General features: G+C 34.9%; 23 protein-coding genes. 9 read left to right on the top strand and 14 right to left on the bottom strand.

The features are described 5' to 3' along the window. Positions 1-7 precede the first annotated feature (7 nt). The gene (locus HOG71_08805; protein MBT5990943.1) at positions 8-4,063 is read right to left on the bottom strand and encodes a LamG domain-containing protein; all 4,056 of its coding nucleotides are present in this window, start codon (positions 4,061-4,063) and stop codon (positions 8-10) included. 26 nt (positions 4,064-4,089) lie between these two features. After that, the gene (gene mutY / locus HOG71_08810) at positions 4,090-5,124 is read right to left on the bottom strand and encodes an A/G-specific adenine glycosylase (protein MBT5990944.1); all 1,035 of its coding nucleotides are present in this window, start codon (positions 5,122-5,124) and stop codon (positions 4,090-4,092) included. A gap of 64 nt (positions 5,125-5,188) precedes the next feature. On the opposite strand from mutY, the gene HOG71_08815 reads away from it, so the two are divergent. Continuing rightward, complete coding sequence (locus tag HOG71_08815; GenBank protein ID MBT5990945.1) at positions 5,189-5,599, top strand: YjbQ family protein; 411 nt, start codon at positions 5,189-5,191, stop codon at positions 5,597-5,599. Here the strand turns inward: HOG71_08815 and HOG71_08820 are convergent. Genes HOG71_08820 through mce form a run of 5 tightly spaced genes read right to left on the bottom strand, consistent with a single transcriptional unit; the run spans position 5,596 to position 9,643 of the window. Then, positions 5,596-6,786: a sodium ion-translocating decarboxylase subunit beta gene (locus tag HOG71_08820; protein ID MBT5990946.1), complete on the bottom strand. Its 1,191-nt coding sequence runs from the start codon at positions 6,784-6,786 to the stop codon at positions 5,596-5,598. The two genes, HOG71_08815 and HOG71_08820, sit on opposite strands and share 4 nt — an antisense overlap. Positions 6,787-6,791: 5 nt before the next feature. Beyond that, the gene (locus HOG71_08825) at positions 6,792-7,235 is read right to left on the bottom strand and encodes an acetyl-CoA carboxylase biotin carboxyl carrier protein subunit (GenBank protein MBT5990947.1); all 444 of its coding nucleotides are present in this window, start codon (positions 7,233-7,235) and stop codon (positions 6,792-6,794) included. Next, a complete protein-coding gene (locus tag HOG71_08830) occupies positions 7,232-7,657 on the bottom strand; it encodes an OadG family protein (protein MBT5990948.1) in 426 nt (141 codons plus the stop codon). The genes HOG71_08825 and HOG71_08830 overlap by 4 nt, the downstream gene beginning before the upstream one ends. 6 nt (positions 7,658-7,663) lie before the next feature. Then, complete coding sequence (locus tag HOG71_08835) at positions 7,664-9,223, bottom strand: acyl-CoA carboxylase subunit beta (protein ID MBT5990949.1); 1,560 nt, start codon at positions 9,221-9,223, stop codon at positions 7,664-7,666. Positions 9,224-9,229: 6 nt separating this feature from the next. After that, the gene (mce, locus tag HOG71_08840; protein MBT5990950.1) at positions 9,230-9,643 is read right to left on the bottom strand and encodes a methylmalonyl-CoA epimerase; all 414 of its coding nucleotides are present in this window, start codon (positions 9,641-9,643) and stop codon (positions 9,230-9,232) included. A 232-nt stretch (positions 9,644-9,875) separates the two neighbouring features. Here mce and HOG71_08845 point away from each other — a divergent pair, with 232 nt between their 5' ends. Both HOG71_08845 and HOG71_08850 read left to right on the top strand, forming a co-directional pair. Then, positions 9,876-10,976, top strand: a complete 1,101-nt coding sequence (locus tag HOG71_08845; GenBank protein MBT5990951.1) for a PAS domain S-box protein — start codon at positions 9,876-9,878, stop codon at positions 10,974-10,976. A 149-nt stretch (positions 10,977-11,125) separates the two neighbouring features. Then, positions 11,126-11,776, top strand: a complete 651-nt coding sequence (locus HOG71_08850) for a hypothetical protein (protein ID MBT5990952.1) — start codon at positions 11,126-11,128, stop codon at positions 11,774-11,776. Here the strand turns inward: HOG71_08850 and HOG71_08855 are convergent. The 4 genes from HOG71_08855 to HOG71_08870 are packed head-to-tail and all read right to left on the bottom strand — an operon-like array spanning position 11,773 to position 15,868. Next, positions 11,773-13,002, bottom strand: coding sequence for a hypothetical protein (locus HOG71_08855; GenBank protein MBT5990953.1), 1,230 nt, complete (start codon positions 13,000-13,002; stop codon positions 11,773-11,775). The two genes, HOG71_08850 and HOG71_08855, sit on opposite strands and share 4 nt — an antisense overlap. Positions 13,003-13,047: 45 nt before the next feature. After that, complete coding sequence (locus tag HOG71_08860) at positions 13,048-14,133, bottom strand: threonine synthase (GenBank protein ID MBT5990954.1); 1,086 nt, start codon at positions 14,131-14,133, stop codon at positions 13,048-13,050. A gap of 15 nt (positions 14,134-14,148) precedes the next feature. Beyond that, positions 14,149-14,499: a hypothetical protein gene (locus tag HOG71_08865; protein ID MBT5990955.1), complete on the bottom strand. Its 351-nt coding sequence runs from the start codon at positions 14,497-14,499 to the stop codon at positions 14,149-14,151. Positions 14,500-14,515: 16 nt separating this feature from the next. Further along, positions 14,516-15,868, bottom strand: a complete 1,353-nt coding sequence (locus HOG71_08870) for a sigma-54-dependent Fis family transcriptional regulator (protein MBT5990956.1) — start codon at positions 15,866-15,868, stop codon at positions 14,516-14,518. Positions 15,869-16,119: 251 nt separating this feature from the next. Between HOG71_08870 and HOG71_08875 the strand changes: the two genes are divergently transcribed. From HOG71_08875 to HOG71_08885, 3 genes are all read left to right on the top strand, one after another. Further along, on the top strand, positions 16,120-16,494 hold the full coding sequence (locus HOG71_08875) for a response regulator (protein ID MBT5990957.1): 375 nt from the start codon (positions 16,120-16,122) through the stop codon (positions 16,492-16,494). A gap of 293 nt (positions 16,495-16,787) precedes the next feature. Then, a complete protein-coding gene (locus tag HOG71_08880) occupies positions 16,788-17,330 on the top strand; it encodes a glutathione peroxidase (protein MBT5990958.1) in 543 nt (180 codons plus the stop codon). A gap of 63 nt (positions 17,331-17,393) precedes the next feature. Then, entirely contained in the window at positions 17,394-17,807 is a 414-nt protein-coding gene (locus HOG71_08885) for a hypothetical protein (GenBank protein MBT5990959.1), read from the top strand. Here HOG71_08885 and HOG71_08890 read toward each other — a convergent pair. After that, positions 17,784-19,751 carry an ABC-F family ATP-binding cassette domain-containing protein gene (locus HOG71_08890; GenBank protein ID MBT5990960.1) on the bottom strand — a complete coding sequence of 656 codons (1,968 nt, stop codon included), beginning with the start codon at positions 19,749-19,751 and terminating at the stop codon, positions 17,784-17,786. The genes HOG71_08885 and HOG71_08890 overlap by 24 nt on opposite strands. 252 nt (positions 19,752-20,003) lie before the next feature. Between HOG71_08890 and HOG71_08895 the strand changes: the two genes are divergently transcribed. Then, positions 20,004-20,405, top strand: coding sequence for a hypothetical protein (locus HOG71_08895; GenBank protein MBT5990961.1), 402 nt, complete (start codon positions 20,004-20,006; stop codon positions 20,403-20,405). Between the two features lie 31 nt (positions 20,406-20,436). On the opposite strand, the gene HOG71_08900 is transcribed toward HOG71_08895, so the two are convergent. Beyond that, entirely contained in the window at positions 20,437-21,786 is a 1,350-nt protein-coding gene (locus HOG71_08900) for an ATP-binding protein (protein ID MBT5990962.1), read from the bottom strand. Further along, entirely contained in the window at positions 21,776-23,149 is a 1,374-nt protein-coding gene (locus HOG71_08905) for a sigma-54-dependent Fis family transcriptional regulator (protein MBT5990963.1), read from the bottom strand. The genes HOG71_08900 and HOG71_08905 overlap by 11 nt, the downstream gene beginning before the upstream one ends. 230 nt (positions 23,150-23,379) lie before the next feature. Between HOG71_08905 and HOG71_08910 the strand changes: the two genes are divergently transcribed. Both HOG71_08910 and HOG71_08915 read left to right on the top strand, forming a co-directional pair. Next, positions 23,380-24,078, top strand: coding sequence for an ABC transporter ATP-binding protein (locus HOG71_08910; GenBank protein ID MBT5990964.1), 699 nt, complete (start codon positions 23,380-23,382; stop codon positions 24,076-24,078). Between the two features lie 4 nt (positions 24,079-24,082). Further along, positions 24,083-26,488: an FtsX-like permease family protein gene (locus HOG71_08915; GenBank protein MBT5990965.1), complete on the top strand. Its 2,406-nt coding sequence runs from the start codon at positions 24,083-24,085 to the stop codon at positions 26,486-26,488. Positions 26,489-26,728: the final 240 nt, after the last annotated feature.

Genomic DNA, 26,728 nt, shown 5'->3' on the forward strand with positions numbered 1-26,728 from the left:
TTTTATTTTATTGAACAAATAGTTTATTATTGACCAGTAAATTGCTTGACTGTATCCGCACAAAGTAAATAGCTTGTGGTTCCTGAACCGTGTAAGAATATTCACCTTTAACAAAATCTTTAACTAATTCCTTACCAATTGCATTATAAATGGTTAAAGTTAGCGCTTCACTTGTTTTTGAAATGATGTGAATTTTGCCATTCTCAGACCAAATTTTGAGATCGTCATTTGGGTTTTCACTAATTGCATTATTTAAAGTATAAAAGGTAGAATCTGCACCATAAGCTTCGCCATGATCACATTTAGCAACTAGTCGATAATGATACTCCCTATTGCTGGTTAAAGCGCTAAGTGTTGTGCTAATATTTTCATCAACACTGGTGGTTATATTATTGGGTATGCCAGCAGAATTTCTTCCATAAGCTGTTGTTAATCCATATTCAAAATAAACATTGGTTAAAACTCCTTTGGCATTCACAATTCCCGATAACTCAACACCATCGATGGTCGAATTGGTTGGGGCTCCAGTAACAGCCGTTGGTGGTGTAATTTCAAAACTTCTTTCATTACCGTATGCTGTATCTACATCATTAATAGCATAAGCTCGTACGTAATAAATTGTATTGGCTTGCAAGCCTGTTATGCTGGATGCAAAGGTTCCCAATCCGGCTCCATCATTCGTTTTTGTTGATAAGGCAACTGTTGGGTTTGGGTTTGAACTCCAGCAAATACCTCTCAATAGTACTGGCATTCTTCCATCATCAGTTACATTTCCTCCACAATCTGCAGAAGAAGACATGATGTTGCTTATACTGGCAGTGGTTATACTTGGTTTATCGGCTGTTGTAAATGTGCTGTCGCCTCCATAAGCTATTCCTACAGTATTGATGGCATAGGCTCTGACATGATAGGTGGTATTGGCCAATAGGCCTGTGATCAGACTACCAAATGTTCCTAATCCGCTTCCTTCAATATTTTTGGTCGTTAAGCCTGTTGATGGGTTTGGATATTTACTCCAAACAACCCCCCTTTCAGTAACATTCGTTCCGGAAACTACCTCACCATTTACTTTTGCAGTATAACCGCTTATTAATTCAATTCCGCTGGTAATAACTTCAGGAGCACTGGGTGTCAGAAAATTAATTTCTTGTCCATAAGCAGTGTCCATTGAATTGATAGCATATGCTTTTACATAATAAGTAGTATTAGCAGAAAGGCCACTTAAAGCACTGTTATAGTGTCCTAAACCGTATCCATCAGTAGTTTTAGTCGATAAATTGGCCGTTGGATTCGGAACATTACTCCAACAAACACCCCTTCTGATTACTGCTGCTCCACCATCATCCGTTACGGTGCCTCCGCATTGAGCTGTTCCTGCCCCTATATTGCTTATTGCATCGGTAACTACAGTAGGAGCTCCCAAGGTAGTAAAGCTACTATCTCCACCATAAGATGTGTCAATGTTGTTTATCGCATAAGCACGAACATGATAAAGAGTTCCTTTGGCAAGATTAATCATGGTTCCGTTAAAAGTACCTGTACCTGATCCCAAGGTCAATTTTACACCAGTTACAATTGTTGGATTAGCGGATGTACTCCAACATAAACCTCGTTCAGTTACAGGAGTTCCACCATCAGAAATAACTATTCCACCACATAATGCAGAAGTAGCAAGCACATTAACCACTTTTTTAGTGGTCACAACTGAGGCAACAGTAGCGACTGTTGTGAAAATACTATCCGCACTATATGAAGTATCCACATCATTAATGGCAAAAGCCCGTGTGTGGTAAATCGTGTTTGGAAACAAGTTTACTAAATTGCAATTAACGACACCAGTTGCCCCTGCTTTAATCACGGCTGAAGCACTTAAATCAGGATTTGAACTCAATCCTAAACAAATCCCTCTTGATGTAATGGGCATTCTTCCATCGCTGGTTACATTAATTTTTACTGTTGCTGTATAATAGGTGATTGCACTTATTTGATCAATTTGAACTTCGGGATGTGTAGCCGTAAGAATAACACTATCGGCTCCATAGGCTGTACCAACAGAATTAGTTGCATATGCACGTGCATAATAGGTTGTATTTGCTTGTAAATTTGTGAGTGAACTCGCAAAATTACCAATTCCACCACCTTCAGTTGTTTTAGTAGTTAACGCTATAGTGGGATTTGCAGAAGTTCCCCAAACAATTCCTTTTTGACTTACTGCACGTCTACCATCAAAAGTACATCCTCCACTAACTGTTGCAGTATATCCGGTAATAGCTGATAATCCTCCTGTAAATACATCAGGAACTGAAATAGGCAAAGTAGTGAAACTACTATCTGCCCCATAAGACGTATCAACTGCATTGATTGCATAGGCTCTGTAATGGTATTGACTATTCGGTGTGAGTCCACTTATCATAGCTGTAAAATAACCTTCTCCACTTCCCTTAATTACTTTAGTACTTAAATTGGCTTTTGGATTCGCAGAGCTACTCCAACAAATACCCCTTTCCGTAACATTAACATCTCCATCAGAAACCACTGTACCTGCCACCAAAGCTGAATCTGTAAATAAACTAAGCGTTCCATCAGTTGTTACTGTAGGTGCATATGGTGTTGGAGTGGTGAACGTACTATCTGAACCATAAACAGTATCTTTGGTATTATAGGCATAAGCACGCACATGATAGGTCGTATTTGCAGTTAGATTGCTAAGATTAGCTGTATACAATCCGTTCCCGGTTCCATTTGCGGTTTTGCTGTCAGCAATATCAGGATTAACATTCGTTGACCAACAAATTCCACGATTGGTTTGAAGGCCACCATCATCAAGCACTTTTCCTCTTATTTTAGCTGAATAAGCTTTCACCTCTTCAATTAAGTTTGTTTCAACTGTTGGCCCCTGATAATCGTAAGCTCCAAAACAATAATAAAAAGAATCCTGAAATGAAATATTGTTATATACAATTTGATGATTTCCAATTTTGTTACCAGAAATGACCGATGCATTGCTAAAATTCGTATCAGATGACACTAATAATTTGAAAGTATAAAATCCATTTGTATCTAAATTAGCGTAGTCAAGTTTAATCGATCCGCTTAGCGATCCCTCTTTTTCCAATCTCCAAATCCGACCCAGCCTTTTTTGGATATAACTGGGTTTATTAGTGATGTTGTAACTCAAACTGTTTCCATTGTGTCCAAAAACAACGTAGGTGTTTCCTGACATATTATCACTTACTTCAAAAACGGAGGAAGATGCTGTTGACCATACTGGCCAGACTGCATTCAAATCGTGTAAAAAATTGGAAGGTGTAGACGCCATTGGAACATAGGAGCTTTGCCATGGAGAAGCTGCAAAATTTGTTAAAGTAGCGTCAAAACTATTTCCACTTGAATCATAAGCGGTAGTTCCTGTTCCCGCATTCATTTTGTAATAACTTACTAAATTAGAGCTACTTGGATGAGCTGAGCTAATTGGTTTATTCATCCATTTTCTCATTGTGGTGGTATCCAATGCAACATTCCATAATCGAACTTCATCGATTTTACCATCAAAAACTCTATTTCCCAATTGCCCCGTGCAATCTCCAATAATCATTTTCTCCATTGTAGAGTAACGAATTCCGCCTGTATTGGCTATTGTTTTTACTAAAACACCATTTATATATACTTTTTGGTTTGATCCATCATATGTTCCTGCAACATGATACCACTTTCCTGTACTCATTAATTGAGCGGACATACATTCTACCCATGCTCCAGTGCTGCCATTTGCTGCTAAAAGTGTAAGTCTCCCATTGTCTCCTGTTCGTAAATCCCAACCTCGTTGACCACCAGTTCCTGACCACGAATCAGTACTTAAAATGGTCCCTTGCCAATTATTTGAACGCCATGTATCTGCATAAATCCAGGCTTCAATAGTTAATTGAGCAGGACGAAATGAACTACTCGTATCGCAATCTACATAATCGTTTGATCCATCAAAATCAAGAGCTGTTCCTGCATTTTGAGAAAAACCAATTGTTGCTAATAAGGAAAATGAAAGTATGTATGTAATTATTCTCATATTTTTAGGTTTGAATTTTAACAAATTTAGTAATAAAAGTCAAGGAATTCTATGATAGGTTTTGGAAAAGGATAAGCTTGTATTTCGGAAACGGCTATTTCCAAATAAGCTTCTTCCACCATGCATTCTCCCCTATCGATCTCATAAAATGAAATGTATAATTCCTGATGAGATAACAGGTGCTTGACTGATGAAATGAGTTTGAGTTTTTCTAAATCACAAGAGAAATTTTTCCTTACTTCAATCAAAGACAGCTTCCCTTCATCCATTTTTTCGAGTAAAGGAAGTTCATACAGTTTAAACCAAATTCCTTTTGTGTTTCTTTTTTTTATAAATAAAGAACCATTTTGCTTGAAGACAAAGTAGTGCAAATAGCGCTTTTTCAGATCTTTTGCCTTCAATTTCGTGGGTAGACTCGCCTGACTTTGCTCTCTCTTTGCCACACAATCAAATTGTAACGGGCAAGATGTGCATGCAGGATTGTTTGGCTTACAAACCATAGCCCCAAAATCCATTAGTGCCTGATTGAAATCTCCAGGATTTGATTGATCAAGAAATTCATTTGCTTTTTTCTTGAATATTTTTTTTCCTATTGTACTGTTGATCGGCTCTTCAATACCAAATAATCGGGATAATAACCGGAAAACATTCCCATCCAAAACCGCATAGGGCTGATGATGACAAAAAGAAAGGAGTGCACTAGCTGTATAATCTCCAATTCCTTTCAGCGATATTAAATCATCGTAATTTGAAGGAAAATGACCATTCCACTTTTCAACTATGGTTTTTGCAGCATGATGCATGTTTCTGGCTCTTGAATAATAGCCCAAGCCCTGCCAGTGTTTCAAAACTTGATCTTCAGAGGCTTTGGCCAAACCAAATACTGTTGGGAAACTAGAAACAAACTTATTGAAATAAGGAGTTCCTTGTTCTATTCGAGTTTGTTGCATGATAATTTCCGAAAGCCAAATCACATAAGGATCCTTTGTTTTTCTCCAAGGCAGTTCTCTGGCATTTTCCTTATACCAATTCATTATGTCTTGTTGAAGCTTTCTTTCCATATCTTTTGAACAATTCAAAGATAATCAGCTAAAAGTGCTAAATTTCATTACAAATGAAAACAATATGATTGAGCAGAAGGAAATAGTTTTAGATGCGTACCCAAGAGGTTTTAATTTGATCACTCAAACCATTAAAAAGCAGCTCCCAGCATTACCTGAAAAAGGTTTGCTAAATCTTTTCATTAAACATACTTCTGCAGGAATTACAATAAACGAAAATGCAGATCCAAGTGTGCCAATAGATTTAGAGAATTCAATCAATGCTTTAGTGAAAGAAAATGAATCTTTTTATACGCACACGCAAGAAGGTTCGGATGATATGCCAGCACATATAAAATCCAGTTTGATTGGTTGCTCCCTCACAATACCCATACAGAATTATCAATTAGCTTTAGGTGTATGGCAAGGCATTTACCTGTGTGAATTCAGAGATTATGGAGGTCATCGAAAAATACTATCAACCATCTATTCCTAATACAAGAAACTGAGCAAAATACCTGCGGCTACAGCACTTCCGACTACACCAGCTACATTTGGAGCCATAGCATGCATCAGCAAATGATTGGTTTTATCGTATTGTAAACCAAGAACCTGAGAGACACGAGCACTATCTGGCACAGCAGAAACTCCAGCATTACCAATTAAAGGATTGATTTTATTTCCCTCTTTGAGAAAAAGATTCATGAATTTTACAAATAAAACACCTCCAGTGGTGGCAACCATAAATGAAAATGCTCCAATGACAAAAATTCCAATCGACTTAGTGGTTAAAAAAGTGGACGCTTGTGTAGATGCTCCTACAGTAAGTCCCAAAAGTATGGTCACAATATCAACCAATGCCCCACTTGCCGTTTGAGCCAGACGTTTGGTTACACCTGATTCTTTCAACAAATTCCCAAAAAATAACATACCCAGCAATGGTAAACCAGCAGGGACAATGAAGGTTGTCAATAATAATCCGGCAATTGGAAAAATAATTTTTTCTGTTTTAGAAACAACACGAGGTGGCTTCATTCGAATTACACGTTCTTTTTTGTTGGTTAGCATTCGCATAATAGGTGGCTGAATAACCGGTACCAAAGCCATGTAAGAATAGGCTGATACAGCAATTGCACCCATTAATTCAGGAGCCAGTTTGGATGATAGGAAAATGGCTGTAGGTCCATCCGCTCCACCAATAATGGCAATCGCACCAGCTTGCTCTGGAGAAAATCCCAAAGCCAATGCAATGGCATAGGCACCAAATATCCCTAATTGAGCTGCAGCTCCGATTAATAACAAACGAGGTTTAGACAGTAAAGCGGAAAAATCAGTCATGGCACCCAAGCCAAGGAATATTAAGGGAGGATAAATACCTTTTATTACCCCAAAGTATAGGTAATTCATTACACTACCCTCCTGATAAACACCCAATTTCATGTTGTTTGGATCGCTTATATCAGTAAATTCTGCACCCCAAAAGGCAATATTACCGACTATCATTCCAAATCCAATCGGAATTAAAAGCAAGGGTTCAAATTCTTTTGTGATGGCCAAGGTTATAAAAACCAAACCCACTACTATCATGATTAAATTGCCCCAGCTCATGTTTGCAAAAGCAGTATATTGGAAAAATCTTTCCAGATTTTCTAATAAAAAACCAATGAAGCTTGTATTTTCCATAATCCTTAAGCTATAACAAACAGGAGATCACCTTGCATAACGGAATCGCCTTTGCCTACTTTTATTGAAATTATTTTTCCTGCTCGGTCAGAGTCTATATTGTTTTCCATTTTCATCGCTTCGAGCATCATCAGTCTTTGACCTTCTGTTACCATGTCACCGACTTTTACATCAAGCTCAAGAACCACACCCGGTAAGGGCGAAAGTATTTGGTATCCCTCTCCAGATGTTTGAATGGGAACCGTTTTTTCCGGAGAAAGTCTGGGTGTATCTGTTGTCGGAATAGCTGATTTACGAACCAATTTAGGCGTTTTGGTCGGTTTTATATCTTTATCGACTTCAACAGAATAATGGGTTCCGTTCACTTCAACATCTACTATATTATCTTCAATATCCTTGATATTAACCTCGTATTCATTCCCATTAATAATATACTTAAACTTTTTCATCTCGATTTTTTTAATGGTGTTTGAGACATACCATACAATTTAGAACTCCAGGGTGAATATATTCTTGAAACACGATCAATTGTAAGTTTAAAACTCTCAATATCATGAATTTGTTTGCGGTACATATGAATAGCCAAAGCAATAGCTGCATTCACCTCTCCAGAAATATCTTCTTCATTTTTTGTTTCAATAGAACCTTTTGATTTCCTTTTCCTTCTGACTTGGAGATCCTTATTCATCAACATGGTCAGGGCATTAACCACTAAAAAAAGAAGAACAAGCGACATAAAAACAACGCTCATTGCAATAATAGCCATACCAATACCCGTAGGATCTTGCTCATAAAACTCTTGAGCAGAATTTCTTCCACTTTTTGCACCTATCAAAGTGGCTGTCGATAATAGTAAATTCAGGACAAGCATATTGATTTATAAAGGTATATTAGAATGTTTCTTAGGCGGATTCACGTCTTTTTTGGTTGATAAAGATTGCAGTGCCCGAATGATACGAAAACGAGTATTTCGTGGTTCGATAACATCATCAATATAGCCAAACTTGGCAGCTACATAGGGATTGGCAAACTTATCTTTGTATTCAGCTTCTTTCTCTTTTAAGATCTCCTTCTTTTTCTTTTCATCTTCGATAGATGATAATTCGCGGCTTAATAAGACCTCAATAGCTCCTTTCGGACCCATAACGGCTATTTCTGATCCCGGCCATGCATAATTTATATCTCCTCTCAAATGTTTACTGCTCATCACATCATAAGCGCCTCCATAGGCTTTCCTTAAAATGACAGTTACTTTAGGAACTGTTGCTTCTCCATAAGCAAACAAAAGCTTTGCACCATGAATAATAATACCTCCATACTCTTGAGCAGTACCAGGTAAAAATCCGGGAACATCAACCAAAGTAACAAGTGGAATATTGAAAGCGTCACAATAACGAACGAAACGAGCTGCCTTTCGGGAAGCATTAATATCCAAAACTCCAGCCAGGTAATCTGGTTGATTAGCCACAATACCAACAGACATGCCATTGAAACGTGCAAATGCAGTAACTATATTCGGTGCATAGTTTCGTTGTACCTCTAAATATTCATGATAATCAACAATCGACTCAATTATTTCTTTGACATCATATGGTTTATTGGTGTTTTCTGGTAATATCTCATTCAAGTTATCATCAACTCTATCGATAGGATCATCTGAAAATGCTAATGGAGGATCTTCCATGTTATTCTGTGGGAAATAACTGATTAGCTTGCGAATCAACATGAGGCCTTCTTCCTCATCTTCTGCAACAAAATGAGCCACTCCAGAACGAGTAGAATGAACACTTGCACCACCTAGCTCTTCTGTAGTAACATCTTCACCTGTAACCGTTTTTACTACTTTTGGGCCTGTAACAAACATATAGCTCGTATCCTTGCTCATGATATTAAAATCTGTGAGAGCAGGAGAATAAACTGCACCACCGGCACAAGGACCAAAAATGGCTGATATTTGAGGAATCACACCTGAAGCGAGTATATTACGTTGAAAAATTTCAGCATAACCACCTAAACTTTTTACTCCTTCCTGAATACGTGCTCCTCCACTATCATTAATCCCGATTACTGGTGCTCCCACTTTGAGAGCCTTATCCATTATCTTGCAAATTTTTGCTGCGAACATTTCCGATAGTGAACCACCAAAAACAGTAAAATCCTGTGAAAAAACATATACAAGTCGCCCATCAATTGTTCCATAACCTGTAACAACACCATCTGATAGAAAGTGTTGCTCGTCAAGGCCAAAATCTATACAGCGATGTGATACGAACATGTCGAACTCCTCAAAACTACCATCGTCCAACAACATGTCTAAACGCTCACGAGCAGTATATTTTCCTTTTTTATGCTGTGCTTCAATGCGCTTTTCGCCACCACCCAATCGGGCTGTTTCGCGAAGAGCCATCAATTCATTGATCTTTAGTTGCATACTCATGATAAACTATTTGTTCTGTTTATCTTCACATATTTCTGTTAAAACGCCATGTGTTGATTTTGGATGTAAGAAAGCAATTGACAAACCCTCTGCCCCATTTCTAGGCTCCTGATCTATTAATTGAATTCCTTTTTGATCAAGTTCTGTTAATTTTTCCTCAATATCATCAACAGCAAAGGCTAAATGATGTACACCTTCGCCTTTTTTCTCAATGAATTTACCAATTGGCCCGTTGGGATCGGTAGATTCGAGGAGTTCAATTTTTGTCTGACCAACTTTAAAAAAGGCAGTTTTAACTTTCTGATCAGCAACTTCTTCAATAGCATAACAACTTAATCCAAAAACATTTTCATAGTAAGCAATCGATTCTTCCAGATTGCGAACAGCAATTCCAATATGTTCGATATATTTTGGTTTAATACTCATATTCCATATTAATTAGTGAGGCAAAAGTATCATTAAATAAATCAGATAACAAAGTTTTTTGTTAATTAATTCACAGCGAAAAACAGCCTAGAATCGATACATTTAAAGAAAAACATATAATGATTTGAAATAATGTCTGGTCTTAAATAATTAAAACTATCTTGATAATTTGTAACAAGACAATTGCATTTTTTTTATAATTTTATAGCTCAATTATACCTTACCAATGAAAGCCATTTCACGACAAATTGATTTCTTGACAAATATAAGCTTAGATGATATTAATCTGGCTAGATTTCTTGACAACATCGAAGTAGGAATTATAATTATTAATGAAAACAATGAAATTGTTCATACCAATAAACGTGTAGAAGATTTGTTTGGATATGAAAAAGCTGAGTTAGCAGGGCAATTATTGAATATATTAATTCAGGACAACATTATCCATACACACCAATCTCATATTGATCGTTTTTTCAAAAATCCTGAAAACAGACCCATGGGAATTGGTCTTGATTTATTTGCTAAAAAGAAAGATCAGGAAGTTATTCCGGTTGAAGTTAGCATTAGCTATTTAAAAACCAAAGAAGGCAAATTGGGCATATCTTTTATAAATGATCTCCGATTTCGAAAAAAATTAGAGAATGAATTACGCGATGCAAATAATGAATTACAAGCATTTGCAAAAACCGTTGCACATGACATAAACAATACGTTAGTTGGTGTTGTGAGTTTAAGTGAGTTATTGGCAGAACAATACGATCATATTCCGCAAGAAAAACAAAAAGATTTATTACTAGAAGTAGCTCAATCAGGGAGAAAACTGAGTAATATTATTAATGAATTACTTCTTTTTGCCAGTATCGATAAAATAGAGGTCAATCTGCTTCCAATTGAAATGAAATCGGTTATCGATGAAGCCTTAAAACGTTTGCATTATTTGACTAGTGATGTAGATATTTCAATAAAAATGGCTGATAATTTCCCCTTGTCACTGGGGCATGCAGCTTGGATAGAGGAAGTATGGTTCAACCTGATAAGTAATGCCATCAAATATGGAGGAAACCCACCAGAAATTGAATTTGGCTTCAATAAAGAAGATAAATGGATTAATTACTGGATAAAAGACAATGGCAATGGATTGACCAGCGAGCAAGTTGCGGTTATTTTTAATGCTACTGAACTGGCTGAAAAGAATATTATTAAAGGACATGGTTTAGGACTTTCAATAGTCAAACGAATTATTGAAAAGCAAGGTGGTAAAGTTAGTGTACAGAGTGAAGAAGGAAGAGGAAGTAGTTTTGGTTTTTATCTGGAGCAGGCTTAAATCGTCAAATTATTCAATTTTGCAGATTAATAAAAGCTTACAAAAACATTAAAAAAATTTAAGTTTTTGGGGTAACCTCTTCACATTTTATGTAATCTATTTTATACAAACAGAGCATTATTGTTTCTGGAATTAGTAAATGAAATTTCATGAGAAAATTAGTATTGATTATCTTGATCAGCTTATTATTAAACATACTTTCCATACATATACAAGCACAAAATAATAAGCAGTATTTTATTTCATTGGCACCAGCTTATGAGGTTTTATATTCACAATTAGAAATACGTGCTGAAAGTTTCTCTTTTGGAGTTGGATTATTCAATCAGTATAAATTTCATATCAGTGGGAATGTAAACTACACCTTTGGTAAAAGTTTGCCTGAAACAAATTTGCGTACAGTTAAGTTTAATCGGATTTCACCCGGAATTAAAATGAAATGGTTGCTATTGGGTGATAATCGATATAAAAGCGACAAATATTTTGACAACCTCAGATTGTGTTTGGATTTCGCTTCTCATTATAATTTTGCATTCACTGAGTTGTATCGTGAAGATATGTTAACCAATGAAAAATTAGTTCCATACCTATCTGTAGACCTTGGATTTAGCCTACTTATCCCCTATGGTTACGTAGCAAAAAACACAATACATTTTCTGAATCATTCAGATTTGTATTTGGAAATACTAGGATCAGCAATAATCAATACTGATATTTCAATTCTTAATTCAACAGGATCATCAATTGATCAAGTAACAACAGCTGGCAAACTTGCTTTAAATTGGATGTATTATTTCTAAAAGAAATAAAATGCGGCAATCAGTGTTCGGAGGTTAGCATATTCGATGGAATTTGCAACCTGCATGTATTGATCGGTGGTACCATAAGCAACAACAGTATATTCAATTTCTGCAGATACCATTAATTTTCCACTCCAATAAGATAAGCGAGGTCCTATTCTATAAACATAATCTATATCTGATCCTCTGCTATAAACATGGCTGTTAATGATATGATCGGAGCCCCGATTTTTAGCATAACCCAAGAATACTCCTGGTCGAAAGCTTCCTTTTGTTTTTTCGATTACACCCCAAATAGAGGCTTGACTAATATTATGATAGCTTGAAAATCCAGTCATGGTGTCTTCCAGAAACTCACCATAACCACCTAACATTAAATGATCAGTCAGGTTTCCACCTTCAATATATTGTACTTTAAAAGCATAATCATTATAAACATATTGCCCATAAGCTACAAATGCCTGAGAATATAATAATTCCTTGGTCTGAAACCCCATTTCTGTTTCCAATCTGGGACGTAGAATTTTTTGATCAAATCCCACTCCTGCTTTGAAGTTTTCAAGATCAAATTTCATCTGAAAATGAACATTTGGTATAAGTGCATTTCGTTGATAGGAATTGGAAACACCAAGCGGACCAATGGATGCATAATCTCTTTCAGAACCTGCAAATACTAAAAGGGATAAAAGGCCAATTTTTCTTGTATACGAAATTTGATTAAACCGAGAAAAAGATCTCATTGGTGCACCGGAATTTAAGGCAATCGTACCCACTTTCACTTCCACTACATCAAGCGGATGCCAATAATGACCAATCAATAGTTCATCATTTTCCCAATTCAATTTCATATATGCATGCCTTAATCGAAAACCATTGTTATCGCCATTGCTCACACCCGTAAAGTCTCCTTCAATTAAGGCAGATGACTTCGCTTTAAAAACATCAGGTCCTGATATATTAGCAGATAATCGGGTAGTCATGGCTAACATTTGGAAACTGGATGCTGAATTCATATCCACTAAATTATGGTCATAATCTGCATTTTTAGGATAGAGCGTAAACATCCCTTCACGTGCCTCTACCATTTGACGGGTATCATAAAAAGCTTGCCAGTTTACAAAACCGTGAAATTGAATTCCAAAAGAAGATTTCTTGTCCTTTGTTTGAGCAAAGGAATTAAAATTGAGAATGAGGATGAAAAGAATTGGAATAAGGCGTTTAAGCATATTTTGATTTTTGAGCAAAAATAGAAAAATAATTAAGTCTCTTGCTTAGCCTGAATATTTTAATCCATGACCCGTAAATACCAACACATTGTTTTGTCCCAATAAATTGCTTTTTTGAATTTGGGAGATAGCAGCCACAACCACCGCTGAAGTAGGCTCTATATAATACCCCTTTCTTTGTATGAACTTCAACGCATGCTTTATATCTTCCTCACTAACTTTAAAAATATCTCCTTCTGTTTTAAGAATTGCTTCAATTATTTGTTCAAACCGGACAGGCTTTTCAACAGCAATTCCTGCAGCAATTGTTTTTGCCATTTTGGGAAAAGTCGATTTCTTCAAATAATGATAAATGGGAGCACATTTTTCAGCTTGTACAGCTAATAATTTGGGCATTTTGTCAATCAAACCAGCAATTAATAAATCATTAAACCCAATATAAGCTCCAATGAGTAAGGTTCCATTTCCTAGAGGTAAAATCACTGTATCGGGTGCTACCCAATTAAGCTGTTCCACAATCTCGTAGGCAATGGTTTTAACTCCCTGAAAAAAATAAGGGTTCCAACTATGACTGGCATAATATATACTTTCAGCTTTACAAAGTGTATAATCAGCAACTTCTTGCCTGCTACCTTTTACTAATTCTAAATCTGCTCCATAGCTTTCAATTTGCCTGATTTTTTCTTTGGAGGTTTTTTCTGGAACAAATATTTTGCATGCAATGGCTGATTTTGCTGCATAGGCAGCTATTGAGCTCGCTGCATTTCCTGATGAATCTTCAATAATACTGGAAACGCCAAGTTCGTTCAGCTTAGAAATCAAAACACTGGCTCCTCTATCCTTGAACGAGGCTGTAGGAAATAAATAATCATGTTTGATATGGAATTTAATTCCAAATAATTCGTTTTGTTCCAAAGGAGTATATCCTTCACCAAAACTTATTTTATACTTACTTGAAACAGGTATGGCACTTTCATAACGCCAAAGTGAGGGACTACTTTTTTTTATTTTTTCAAGAGGAAATTCAGCTACAAAATCAACATCTAATAACCCACCACAATCACATCGCCAAAGCAAACTAGCTGAACCATATTTTCGATTACAACTTCTACAAAAAAGTGAAGTATTCATTCGTATTAAAGAGAATTAATCAAGTTCGTGTTCCATTTGTATGTATACTTGCTTAAGTGTAGAGGACAATTTAGGAATCAAATCGTTCAATGATTCAATGTCATCTTGATCCTTCCCGATTCGCTCAATGGTTCTAATATCAGTTTTTAATGATTCAATACCCATTAAATCGATTGAGGATTTTAACTTATGAGCCATGGCACCAACTTGCCCATAATCCTTACTATCAAAAGATGAATTCAGTTCATCCATTGTTTCTGCCGAAGTTTCTAAAAACAATTTAACAAACTCTTGCAATGCAACTTTATCAGCACCAATCATACTAATAAGATTCTCGAGGTTATATAGCTTAATATTCTCTTCCATAACAAATAGTTTAAAATTACTTCATTTTAATTTCACCAGTCTTAATCATCCGATAAATCGTTGATTTCCCAATATCCAGCTTCTTTGCTACCATTAAAATGTTATTGTCATACTTCTCCAAATAATGTAATATTATCTTCTGCGTATATCCTCTCAGTGTATTTTCATCGAGCAGAAAATCAGTCATTGATCGGGTAGAATTAAAAGAAATATCTTCAGCTTCAATAATGCTTGTATTAGACATAACAGACGCCAATTCAACAATAGCTTTCAATTCGCGAACATTACCGGGATAGACATATTTTGTCAATTTCTCCTGTGCCTCAACCGAAATGGTCAGTTTTTCCAACTTGTTCTCTTTGCAAAACTCATCGACAAAAAACTTTGCCAAAATTAATATATCATTTCCTCTATCCCTAAGTGGTGGTAATTCAATTGGCAGACCTAACAAACGATAATATAAATCTTCCCTAAAATTACCCTTCTTCACCTCCTCTGCCAGATTTTTATGTGTTGCTACAATTACTCTGACATCCGTTTTAATAATCTGATTTCCTCCAACTCTGGTTAATTCCTTCTCTTGAATAACACGCAATAATTTTGTTTGCATGTTTAAATCCATTTCTGCAATTTCATCCAAAAAAATGGTTCCCTTTGCTGCTTCTTCAAATTTACCAATCCTGCGAGCTGCTGCACCGGTAAATGATCCTTTTTCGTGTCCAAACAACTCACTTTCAATAAGTTCATTAGGAATGGCCGAAACATTAATGGCTATAAAAGGTCTTTTTCCCCGAGGTGAATTATAATGGATTGCTTTGGCTACCAACTCTTTTCCTGTACCTGTTTCTCCAGTTACCGAAACCGTGATATTTGTTTTTGCAGCCTTATCCATTAATTTAAATGACTGCCAGATGACATTACTTTTACCTTTAATTATGGTATTGAACTCATATTTTTTTCCAATCTCTTCCTTTAATTCAGATATTTCTTTTTTCAGACTGACGTTTTCACGAATATTTTTCATGGTATTCCACAATCGGTCTTTGGTGTCTTCATCTTTAACGATGTAATCGTATGCACCTTTTTTTAGAAGATCGACAGCAGTTGAAACATCTTCCTGACCGGAAACGATAACAACCGGAATCTCCGCATTGTATTTTTTAATTTTTTCGATTACTTCTAAACCAGTCATATCAGGAAGAGAATAATCTAAAGAGATTGCAGATGGTGCTTTATAGAGTGCATTCACACATTCAGCCCCTGTAGAAAAACGCTCGACTTCGTAATCTGGATTTAATGACAAATTAAAAGCCAGCAATTCACCGTACATGGTGTCATCTTCTACGATAAAAATTTTAAAAGGATCCATTAATTAATTGAATTAAGTTGGATATGCTAGAATTGAAACGAATTCCAAATTACGAAAATTTTCTTAATTTTAGAATAATTGAATCAAATAGGCAAACATTATTTCCAGTATTGGGAAAAGCTATCTTATATAAAGAAGTTCGGTTTAGGGCAAATATATCTAAGCAACTCATAATCTAAAACTTAATAACTTTTTCTCGCATGGCATAAAAATGGAAAAAGAAGTAGCGAACCGGAAAAGTATTTTACATAATGAGTCCAGAAAAGAGACCACTGATATTTATTGTTGACGATGATCCAATGTATCATAAAATGATCTCACATAATCTTAAAGCAGAGAACTTTGACAATGTTATGACATTTGAATCTGGCGAGGAATGTATAAAGAATCTTGATAAAAAACCTGAAGTTATTATCCTCGACTATGAAATGAAAGGAATAAATGGAATTCAAACACTAAAAAGTATTAAAGAGTACAACAAAGATATCAAAGTGATTCTTTGTTCCAGTCAGGAAGACATGAATATCGTATTTGACTCATTGAAATTTGGAGCATTCAATTATGTCAGAAAAAATGAGTTTGCCTATAATAAGATTAAATTCTTGATGAAAAACATACTTAACTAATTTCATTATTTCTAATTGCAATTTGTGCTGTATTGATTAAATGATTGTTTAAGAAATAGCTATTTCAATTTTTGAACTAGCCATCTTGCTATTCTTCTATCTACTAATTAGAATTATCTAATTTACCTGAACCTATTGCTCTTTGATGCAATATCAAGCATCAACTTATAGCTAATTTGCTAACATTATTCCCTAAAGAGCATTTACACCTAAAGCACTGAAAATCAACACATTTGATTCATTCAATCCACTTATGCATGATTATTGTTTAGAACTATTCAAAATAAATTTTAATGAAAAAGTTAATATATACCTTAATTATTATCAGCATGGCTAGCGTACTAAGTGCTCAAAATTCTGTATCATTCTATTCACTAAAAGCAAAAACAATTGATAATCAAGAATTTGATTTTTCTACCTTAAAAGGAAAGAAGGTTTTAATTGTCAATACAGCTTCAAAATGTGGCTTTACTCCTCAATACGAGCAGCTGCAGGAGATACATAAAAAGTATGGAGGAGAGAACTTTGTTATTCTGGGATTTCCTTCAAATGATTTTGCACGACAAGAGCCCGGAAATGAAGAACAAATTAAATCATTTTGTCAAGTAAACTATGGAGTAACTTTTCAGATGATGTCGAAAGTATCTGTAAAAGGCAGCGACCAGCATGCTGTGTATAAATGGCTAACGGGAAAAAACAAAAACGGCAAAATGGATTCCAAAGTAAAATGGAATTTTCAAAAATATTTAATTGATGAAAAAGGTCAATTAATTGAAATGTATCCTTCGAATGTTAAGCCAAATGATGATAAGATAATAAGTTGGATTAAGAGTTAATTTCAAATTCATTATTACTATGTATTAATGAATTCTTAATTTTACAAGCAAAAACACATTAAAATGAAAAAGTATTTTATCGTTTTTGCATTGTTGATGCCTCTTTTTATTTATTCTCAAGACTTTTCTGAGTCATTTGATAAAACGCAAACACTTTCCTGGATTAGTAAAAACATTAAGCCAACAGGAAACACGTCTAGTATGCGATCATTGAAAACGCAGGTCACCTACACTGAGAATTTTTTTGATAAAAATGGAGCAGCAATTTATTCATTTGATTTAGCCAAAGTCAGTTTTTCAATTGTTGGAAAAAAAGTTCGTATCAATTGTAGTTCAGGTTCATGCATTAGCTACACCTACAAATCAGCCGGCAATAAAGATGTTAAAAACTTAAGCTCATTCGATCTGGAAGCTAAAAACTCAGTCAGTCAGCTTAATCAAGCATTGAATCATTTAAAGAGGAGAGTCGGCTTGTAATTTTTCTAATGCAGCATTTTTATTTTCCCATTCCTCGAATTTTGTAAGTAAATCGCTGTTGATTTTGGTATAGTTCTGCATCACCTTCGATGACTCAGCATAATCATCATAAAATTCTGGTTTTTGCATAATCAGGTCGAGTTCGGCTATCCTTCTATCAATGGCTGCAATTTCAGCTTCTGCTTTTGAAACAGCATTTTTCAATTTTCGCACTTGCTTTTCATACTCTTTCTTTTGCTCGTACTGTTCCTTATTTCCCGAATCGAGATTACTTAATTTTGTGTTTTTCGAACTCTTTGTGTTTTTATTTGATTCAAATTCCCTAAAAGTTTGCACACTGTGTTTGCTTAAAAACTCTGAAACATTGCCCAAATGCTCCTTTATTTTTTTATTCTTAAACTCAAATGTACGTGTGGTTAATCCTTGTAAAAAATCCCGATCATGCGATACCAATATCAAGGTTCCATCGTATTGCAATAAGGCTTGTTTCAATACTTCTTTCGCTTGAATATCCAAATGGTTAGTTGGTTCATCCAGTATTAATAGGTTCACAGGTTTGAGTAATAGTTTGGCTAAAGCAAGACGCGATTTCTCACCTCCAGAAAGTACTCTTACTTTCTTATCCACATCGTTTTCATCAAATAGAAATGCACCTAATAATCCACGAACTCTTGATATATTTGACCATTCACCAGTAGCCACATCTTCAATGGTTTGCAAAACACTTAAGTTATCGTCCATGCTTTTTTCCTGAACCTGAGCATAATAACCCACTTCAACCTGATGCCCACTTTTTAATGTTCCATCAAAAGCAATTTCATTGATAATCATTTTAACAAGTGTTGTTTTTCCCTCTCCATTCTTTCCTACAAAAGCTATCCGCTCCCCCCTTTCAATAACAAATTCCAGATTTTTTAGAATTACGTTTTGATCATATTTTTTTGAACATCCTTCAGCTTCTAAAACGATAGTACCTGAGCGTGGAGCAGGTGGAAACCTAAAGCTGATCTGACTTTTATCGACTTCGTCATATTCTATTCTTTCGATTTTATCCAGTCGCTTTATTTTGGACTTTACTTGTTTAGCTTTTGTATTTTTTGCCCTAAATCGTTCAATAAAACGTTCTTGCTGTTCGATGTATTTCTGTTGGTTAAGTGCGGTAGCATATTGCGACTTCAGACGCTCGTCTCTTACTTCAAGAAACTTGCTATACGGCAAATTGTAATCGTATATTTTACCATTAATTAGCTCAACGGTTTTGTTGCAGATATTGTCCAGAAACATCCTGTCGTGAGAAACCATTACAATAGCTCCAGAGTAATTCTTCAGGAAATTCTCCATCCACAAAATGGACTCTATATCTAAATGGTTGGTTGGTTCGTCAAGTAAAAGTAAATCAGGTTTGCGCAATAATATCTTGGCTAATTCAACACGCATTTGCCAGCCTCCACTAAACTCAGACATATTGCGATGAAAATCAGTTTCTCTAAAACCAAGTCCTTTCAATATTTTCTCAATCAGCCCATCATTCTTCTCATCATCCAAAAAGCTCAAACGTTCAGTTTTCTCATTCAGCCTATCTAATAAATTATAATAACGGTCAGATTCAAAATCCTCAAAATTTTCTATTTCACTATTTAGTTTATCAATTTCTTCTTTGAGTTCAATAAGCTCATTAAAAGCTGTACTTGTTTCATCGTATACACTTTTGTGCGATTTATTGCGAAGTTCTTGCGGCAAATAGGATACATATTTCTCCTGAGGATAACTAAAAGAACCTTTTTCTGCTTGTTGAAGTCCAGCCATAATGGTTAAAAGTGTTGATTTACCTACACCATTTTTTCCTACTAACCCTATTCTATCTCTGGCATTTATCAAAAAAGAAATATTATTGAATATTTCAATCCCACTAAATGACACACTTAATCCACTAATTGAATACATGAAATGCTATTTTTTTGAACAACAAAGATAAAATATGCAAGCCAAGTATTGGTGAGGCTTGGAGTTTAATTATTCTTATTTGGAACATAGTCAATATGTGGCTAATTCACTGTCGAGTAATTCATTTGACCGATTAGGATTTTTATGAATACTAAAAACCCAAATTGTTAATAATAATTAAAATTTTTCGAACCGAAAATTCATTCAATTCTACTATTTTCGAATGCTTTACGAAAGGCAAAAATCAAACAAATGAAAAAGTATTTATTACAAGTTTCAATTCTTTTATTTATTGTAGTTGGCTTAAGCAGTTGCGGGAAGTATGACGAAGGACCCAGTTTATCATTAATGTCAAAAGTTTCCCGCATAACGGGCGATTGGCAAATCGTTCTGCAAAACAGCCAAACTGTATCAGATGTTGTAGTTTGGTCCTTTAACAAGGACGAAAGTTTTACAAGAAGTTACAATGGTCAAGCTAATGTAAATCCAGCGATTTGGAGTTTTAGTGCAGACAAAGAAATCATTGAAGTATATTATCTTAATGATGATTATACCGACTATTACAACATTATTCAACTCAAGAATTCATCTATCATTCTTGAAATTGATAATTCGGGAACAATAACCCGATATGAATTTGAAGCAGCAAAGTAAGTGAAAGCCCGAAAGGGCTTTTTTTTTGCCATTAAAAAGACAAAGTAAACACAGTCCCCTCCCCAGGCGCTGAAATAACAGATATACTGCCTCCATGCAATTGCATAATTTGGCGCGAAATGCTTAATCCAATGCCACTTCCTTTTTCACGCGTTGTAAAAAATGGTGTATATATTTCGTCAATAATATCTGCATTCATTCCAATTCCATTGTCTCGTACCTGAATTAAAGTCTGACCACTCTTATGCATAAATGCCCTGATATCAACAACTCCATCGGCAATACTATCCAAAGCCTGTATCGAATTCTTTACCAAATTAATAATAACTTGTTCCAATAGTTTTTCATCTGCTTTCAGTTGCAAACTCTCTGGATTGACGGTACACATGCATTTAATTTTTTGTTCGGCTAATTCCTTTTTCATTAGCCGGTGTACATTATCAAGTAACTGATTAACAGGTAATACTTCGATAACCGGAGTAGGAATCCGAGTCAGGTTTCTGTAAGTATCCACAAAACTAATCAGCCCCTTGCTCCTTTTACTGATCGTTTTCAATCCTGTAAGCACATCATCAACAACTTCTGGATTTATAACTTTATTTTTCGTTTGCTGCTTTTCTGTTTCCAACATTTGACTGATCGTAGAACTCAATGAGGTAATTGGTGAAATCGAATTCATAATTTCATGTGTGAGTACTCTGATTAGTTTTTGCCATGCTCCCAGCTCTTGTGCATCCAATTCACTTTTAATATCCTGAATGGAAACCAATTTAACCAGATTGTTTTCCATTTTCATTTCAGTGGCTCGAATCGATAATTGTTTTAGCTCATTTTGTTGTTGGATTTTCACCAATCTGGTCTCGGAATTTTGAATATTACGAACAATGCCTGACAGTGAACTATCAATACGGTCTAACAATGAAATGTTAGGTAAATATGGCATATTTAAAATATTCTGTGCGGCTTTATTAAATATGTCTACCTCTCCTTTTTCATCAAACGAAATAAGCCCTACTCCTAAATGTTCAACAAGCGTTTTTAAAAAATTATGTTGGCTTTCTTTTTCAATACGTGCTTCTTTGTACACCTCAATAATTTGATTGAAACTTTTATGCAAATGCCGGATCAAAACATCTTTTTCATTTTCATTAAACGATTGTGTCAAATCTTTATTCTTGATTGATTCGAAAAATCGATTGAGGCTGTAATTGGTTCGATTGATATATTGTATCAGACTAATAATGATACCGATCAAAACAATCAGCAAAACACACACAGTTATATATTGTTTGTTCATAAACAATAAAGTTGCAAAAACGGCAATTGCCACAATAATTGCTATTCGCAAAATGATTAAAATGAAAAATCGTTTATATGCCATAACGGTCAATCTTATTATATAATGTAGCCCTGGAAACACCCAATTCCTTAGCAACATGACTCATGTTACCTCTTAGCTTTAGCAATGCTTTTTTTATCAATACCTTTTCCATTTCCTCAATGTTCAGGGATTGGATATCATCCATTTCGTTTCGTTTCGAAGGATGAAAAAGGAAATCATCTGCTTTAAGTACATCCAATTCCGAAAGAATTACAGCTTTTTCAATAGCATGTTCAAGTTCACGGATATTACCCGGCCATCGATAACTTTTTAAGTGATCCAAAGCAGATTTATTAATTTTAAGATTTTGCTTTTCGTACTTCTTAGCATATCGAGCTAGAAAATGATCAGCAAGTAAAGGTATATCTTCGGTTCTGTCTCTCAAAGGTGGCAGTCCAATTTGAATTGTATTCAAACGATATAATAAATCCTCTCTGAAAGTTCCCTCGCTTACCATATCGTGTAAATTCTTATTGGTAGCTGAAATCAGCCGAATGTCTATTGGAATTGCTTTGGATGATCCAATTCGAAATATTTCACGATTCTGGAGCACAGTTAATATTTTTGCCTGCATGGCCAGGGATAAATTTCCAATCTCATCCAAAAACAAAGTTCCACCACTGGCTACTTCAAATCGTCCAGCCCTGTCTTCTTTCGAATCGGTAAAAGAGCCTTTCATGGAGCCAAACAATTCGCTTTCAAACAAGCTTTCACTAATGGAAGACATGTCGACAGAAATGAACACTTCATCCTGTCGTTTGGATTGACGATGAAGCTCACGGGCAACTAACTCTTTTCCTGTTCCATTTTCACCTATAATAAATACATTCGCTTCGGTTTTAGCCACCTTTGATATAGTTTTGAAAACGTCCATCATTTTTTCTGACTCTCCAATGAAGTTGGTGTATTTTTTATCACTATCCTTTTTGAGTTGCTGTTGTTTCCCTTTTAACTTATTTATCTCCAATTTGGATTGTCTTAACTTTAATGCAGAATGAAGAGTTGCCAGCATTTTCTCATTGTCCCATGGTTTAAGTACGAAGTCAGTTGCTCCTTCCTTAATGGCTTTTACAGCCAATTCAACAGCCCCATAAGCAGTCATCATTACTACCACGGCTGCAGGATCTTTATCCAATATAGTTCTTAACCAATAAATTCCTTCATTGCCGGTATTCAGGCCAGCACTGAAATTCATATCCAGCAATATCAGATCATAATTGTCTTTTTCAAGAAGATTTGGTAATTGAATCACGTTTTTCTCTGTAATTATATCGGCAAAATGCTGCTTTAATAAAAGCTTAAGCGACATCAGAATATCTTCATCATCGTCAACAATTAGTACTTTTGCTACTTTCTTGTTCATTTGATATTTTTATTTATTTCAAGAAACTAAATTTATCTTATGCAAGTTAATAAAATGTCCAATAATTAGACAACTTTGTAAAATATTTTAACACATCGATTCTTTGATATAACATAAATACCCTATTTAAAACACTGTAATTCTGCTAATTATATCATCGGCATAGCACTTGAAAGATTTATATAGCAATAGTTGAACAAAATATACCAAATCAAAACTGAGATAAAAAAATGATAAAATTTCAAGATCTGACAAAATCATACAAAAGTTTAGAAATTGAAACACTGGCTTTGCATAATATTAACCTGGAAATCAAACAAGGTGAATTTGTTTCGATTATGGGGCCAAGTGGATGTGGCAAATCAACTTTGCTCAATATCATGGGTATGATAGATTCATGTACCGCTGGATCATATTATTTTAATGATCAGCTTATTAATAAACTTAGTGAACGAAAGAGAGCAGAGTTACGCAAAAACAACATTGGTTTTGTTTTCCAGAGTTTCAATTTAATTGATGAGCTAACAGTTTATGAAAATGTTGAACTTCCTCTGATTTATCTAAAAATAGCAAGCAGCGAACGCAAGCTAAGGGTAACTGAAGTTTTGGAGAAACTTCAATTAATCAATCGAGCCAATAGTTTTCCTCAACAACTATCAGGTGGCCAACAACAAAAAGTTGCTATTGGAAGAGCAATTATTAGCAAACCTAAGCTTATACTTGCAGATGAACCAACAGGAAATCTTGACTCCACTTATGGCAAAGAAGTAATGCAAATTTTGAGTCGATTGAATGAGGAAGGCACTACCCTGATCATAGTCACTCATTCCGAATTTATTGCCCAGTACAGCCAAAAGAAAATATTGCTATTTGATGGACGAATCTTATCCGAAACCAATTTTAATTCCCCGGAAATAACAACTAATTAGCATTATGTTCAGGAATTATTTCATTACGGCCTATCGCACATTTATCCGAAACAAGACTTTTTCCTTTATCAATATTTTAAGTCTTACGCTTGGTTTGGTTGGCTTCATGTTTATTTTGCTTTACATTTATGACGAACTAAGCTTCGATAAGCATAATGATGATTTTAATCGCATTTTTCGGATAGGTAATTCCGTCAACCATCAGGGTGTTGGAGAAGTTTCTTCCAGTGTCCCTTTTCCAATTGCTCCTTATCTGGAAAAGGAATATCCTGAAATGATTGATGAAGTTGTTCGATTTTTCAATTTTCAAATACCCAAGTTCTTTATTCAATACGATAGCATTAAAGCATTTGAAAACAGAGTGTTTTTTGCAGATTCCAATGTATTTGAAATTTTCAAGGTTGAATTCATCAAAGGTAATCCAGATAGTGCATTAGCAAATCCATTTACAATGGTTATTACAGAAAGTATGGCTAAAAAGTACTTTGGTAGTGCTGATCCAATTGGCCAATACATTCTCCTGGATGATGCAATAAAATTCAGGATAACCAATGTTGTAAAAGATCCTCCTTTGCAATCACATTTTCATTGGGATTTTCTATCATCGATGTCAACTGTAGATAGTATTTACAAAAGACCACAAAAAAGCTGGATTTGGAATCCATGCTGGACCTATGTGAAACTAAATCCAAATTTCACCAAAGAAGAACTTCAACATGCTTTAGATCAAATTGTAGTTGATAATTATTCAGGCGATGAACAAAACTACATATCCTTTTTCCTACAAAACTTAAAGTATATTCATTTATCATCTGATCTTGCTTATGAAATAGAACCCAATAGCAGTATACTGAATATTTTATTATTGGCAGGAATAGCTTTATTCATCCTGATTATTGCTTGTATCAGTTTTATGAATCTGGCCACAGCTTTTAGTGCTGCGCGTGCCAAAGAAATCGGGATTAAAAAAGTATTAGGAGCAAAACGATCGCAATTAATTTTCCAATTCCTAACAGAAAGTATTTTTCTTTGTTTCATATCGCTTTTCTTGTCCTTAAGTATAGTAGAATTGGTTTTACCCCTTTTCAATGAATTTGCTGATAAGAGTATTGAATTGAATACACATTACCGATTTATCTCTGTATTTCCATTATTCATTATTTGCATACTTACTGGATTTATTGCAGGTTTTTATCCTGCCTTTTTCCTATCCAAGTTCGAACCAGTTAAAGTATTAAGAATCAAAAGCGGCAAACTCTCAACGGCCAAATTCGGACGAAAAATATTGGTAATCCTCCAATTTTCAATTTCCGCAGCTATTATAATTATTACGCTAATTGCCATGAAGCAGGTTAAATATGTTGAGCAAAAAGACCTTGGCTTCAATCATGATGAAATTCTTATTATAACTTCTGCTAATTCTTTTGCAGCTTATTATTTCGATAGCATTAAACAAGACCTTTTACAAACAAATGGGATAGTTTCTGTAACAGCATCCGATTACAGGCTCGGTATTAACCACAACACACATGATTATTCGTTATCGGAAGAAAAAGATGAAGACTGGCTTTATTACCCAGCTTTAATGGTGCGAAATGATTTCATTAAAACTTATGATATTGAATTGGTTACAGGCAGAGATTATAGCGAAGATTATGAATATGAATCGTATAATTCTATTCTGATTAATGAGTCTATGGTAAGGCATCAGGATTGGACGAACGAAGAAGCAATTGGAAAAACATTTCATAGCAAGGGGCAAAATGAAAAAGTAATAGGTGTTGTAAAAGACTTTCATGTACAATCCCTGCACATGCCAAAAGGACCCTTTTTACTCGATATGATCCCTCCTTCCAATTACCAGGTTTCATGGACAAATTATATCAGTGTGCGACTTGAAGATGAAGATATTGATGCTTCCATAGTTGCTATTGAAAAAATATGGAATAAATATGTTCCTAACCGGCCTTTTGAATATTCTTTTTTAAAGGATGATTTGATTGCACAATATGAATCAGAAAATAGGTTTAGCAGTATCGCTGGAATATTATCCCTTTTAACAATTTTTATAGCAGCACTGGGGTTATTTGGATTAACATCCTATTTAACAGAGCTTCGAACCAAAGAAATTGGCATTAGGAAAGTACTTGGTGCCTCCAACACCAATATCATATTTTTATTAGCAAAAGAATTTGTATACCTGATTTTGTGGTCAAATTTATTGGCTTGGCCATTGGCCTTCTTATTTTTAAAAGTTTGGTTTGCTAATTTCGCTTATCAGGTAAATATAGGCTGGGAGCCTTTTGCATTCTCTGCAATACTTACTTTTGCCATTACAGCTTTAATCACGATATACAAAGCCATTCAGGTTTCCAGAAGAAATCCAGTTGTTTCTTTGCGATATGAATGAGGTAAACTGTGAAATTGGTAAACTATTAAACTGTAAAAGTGTAAAATTGTATAATTGAAAAACTGCAAAATTGAAAAACTGCAAAATTGAAAAACTGCAAAATTGAAAAACTGTTAAATTGAAAAACTGTTAAATTGAAAAACTGTTAAATTGAAAAACTGTTAAATTGAAAAAGTGTAAAACTGAAAAAGTGTAAAATTGTATAATTGCTGAAATAATACTCATATGAAGAAACTCATC

Source organism: Bacteroidota bacterium, from assembly GCA_018698135.1.
Taxonomy (GTDB): Bacteria; Bacteroidota; Bacteroidia; order CAILMK01; family JAAYUY01; genus JABINZ01.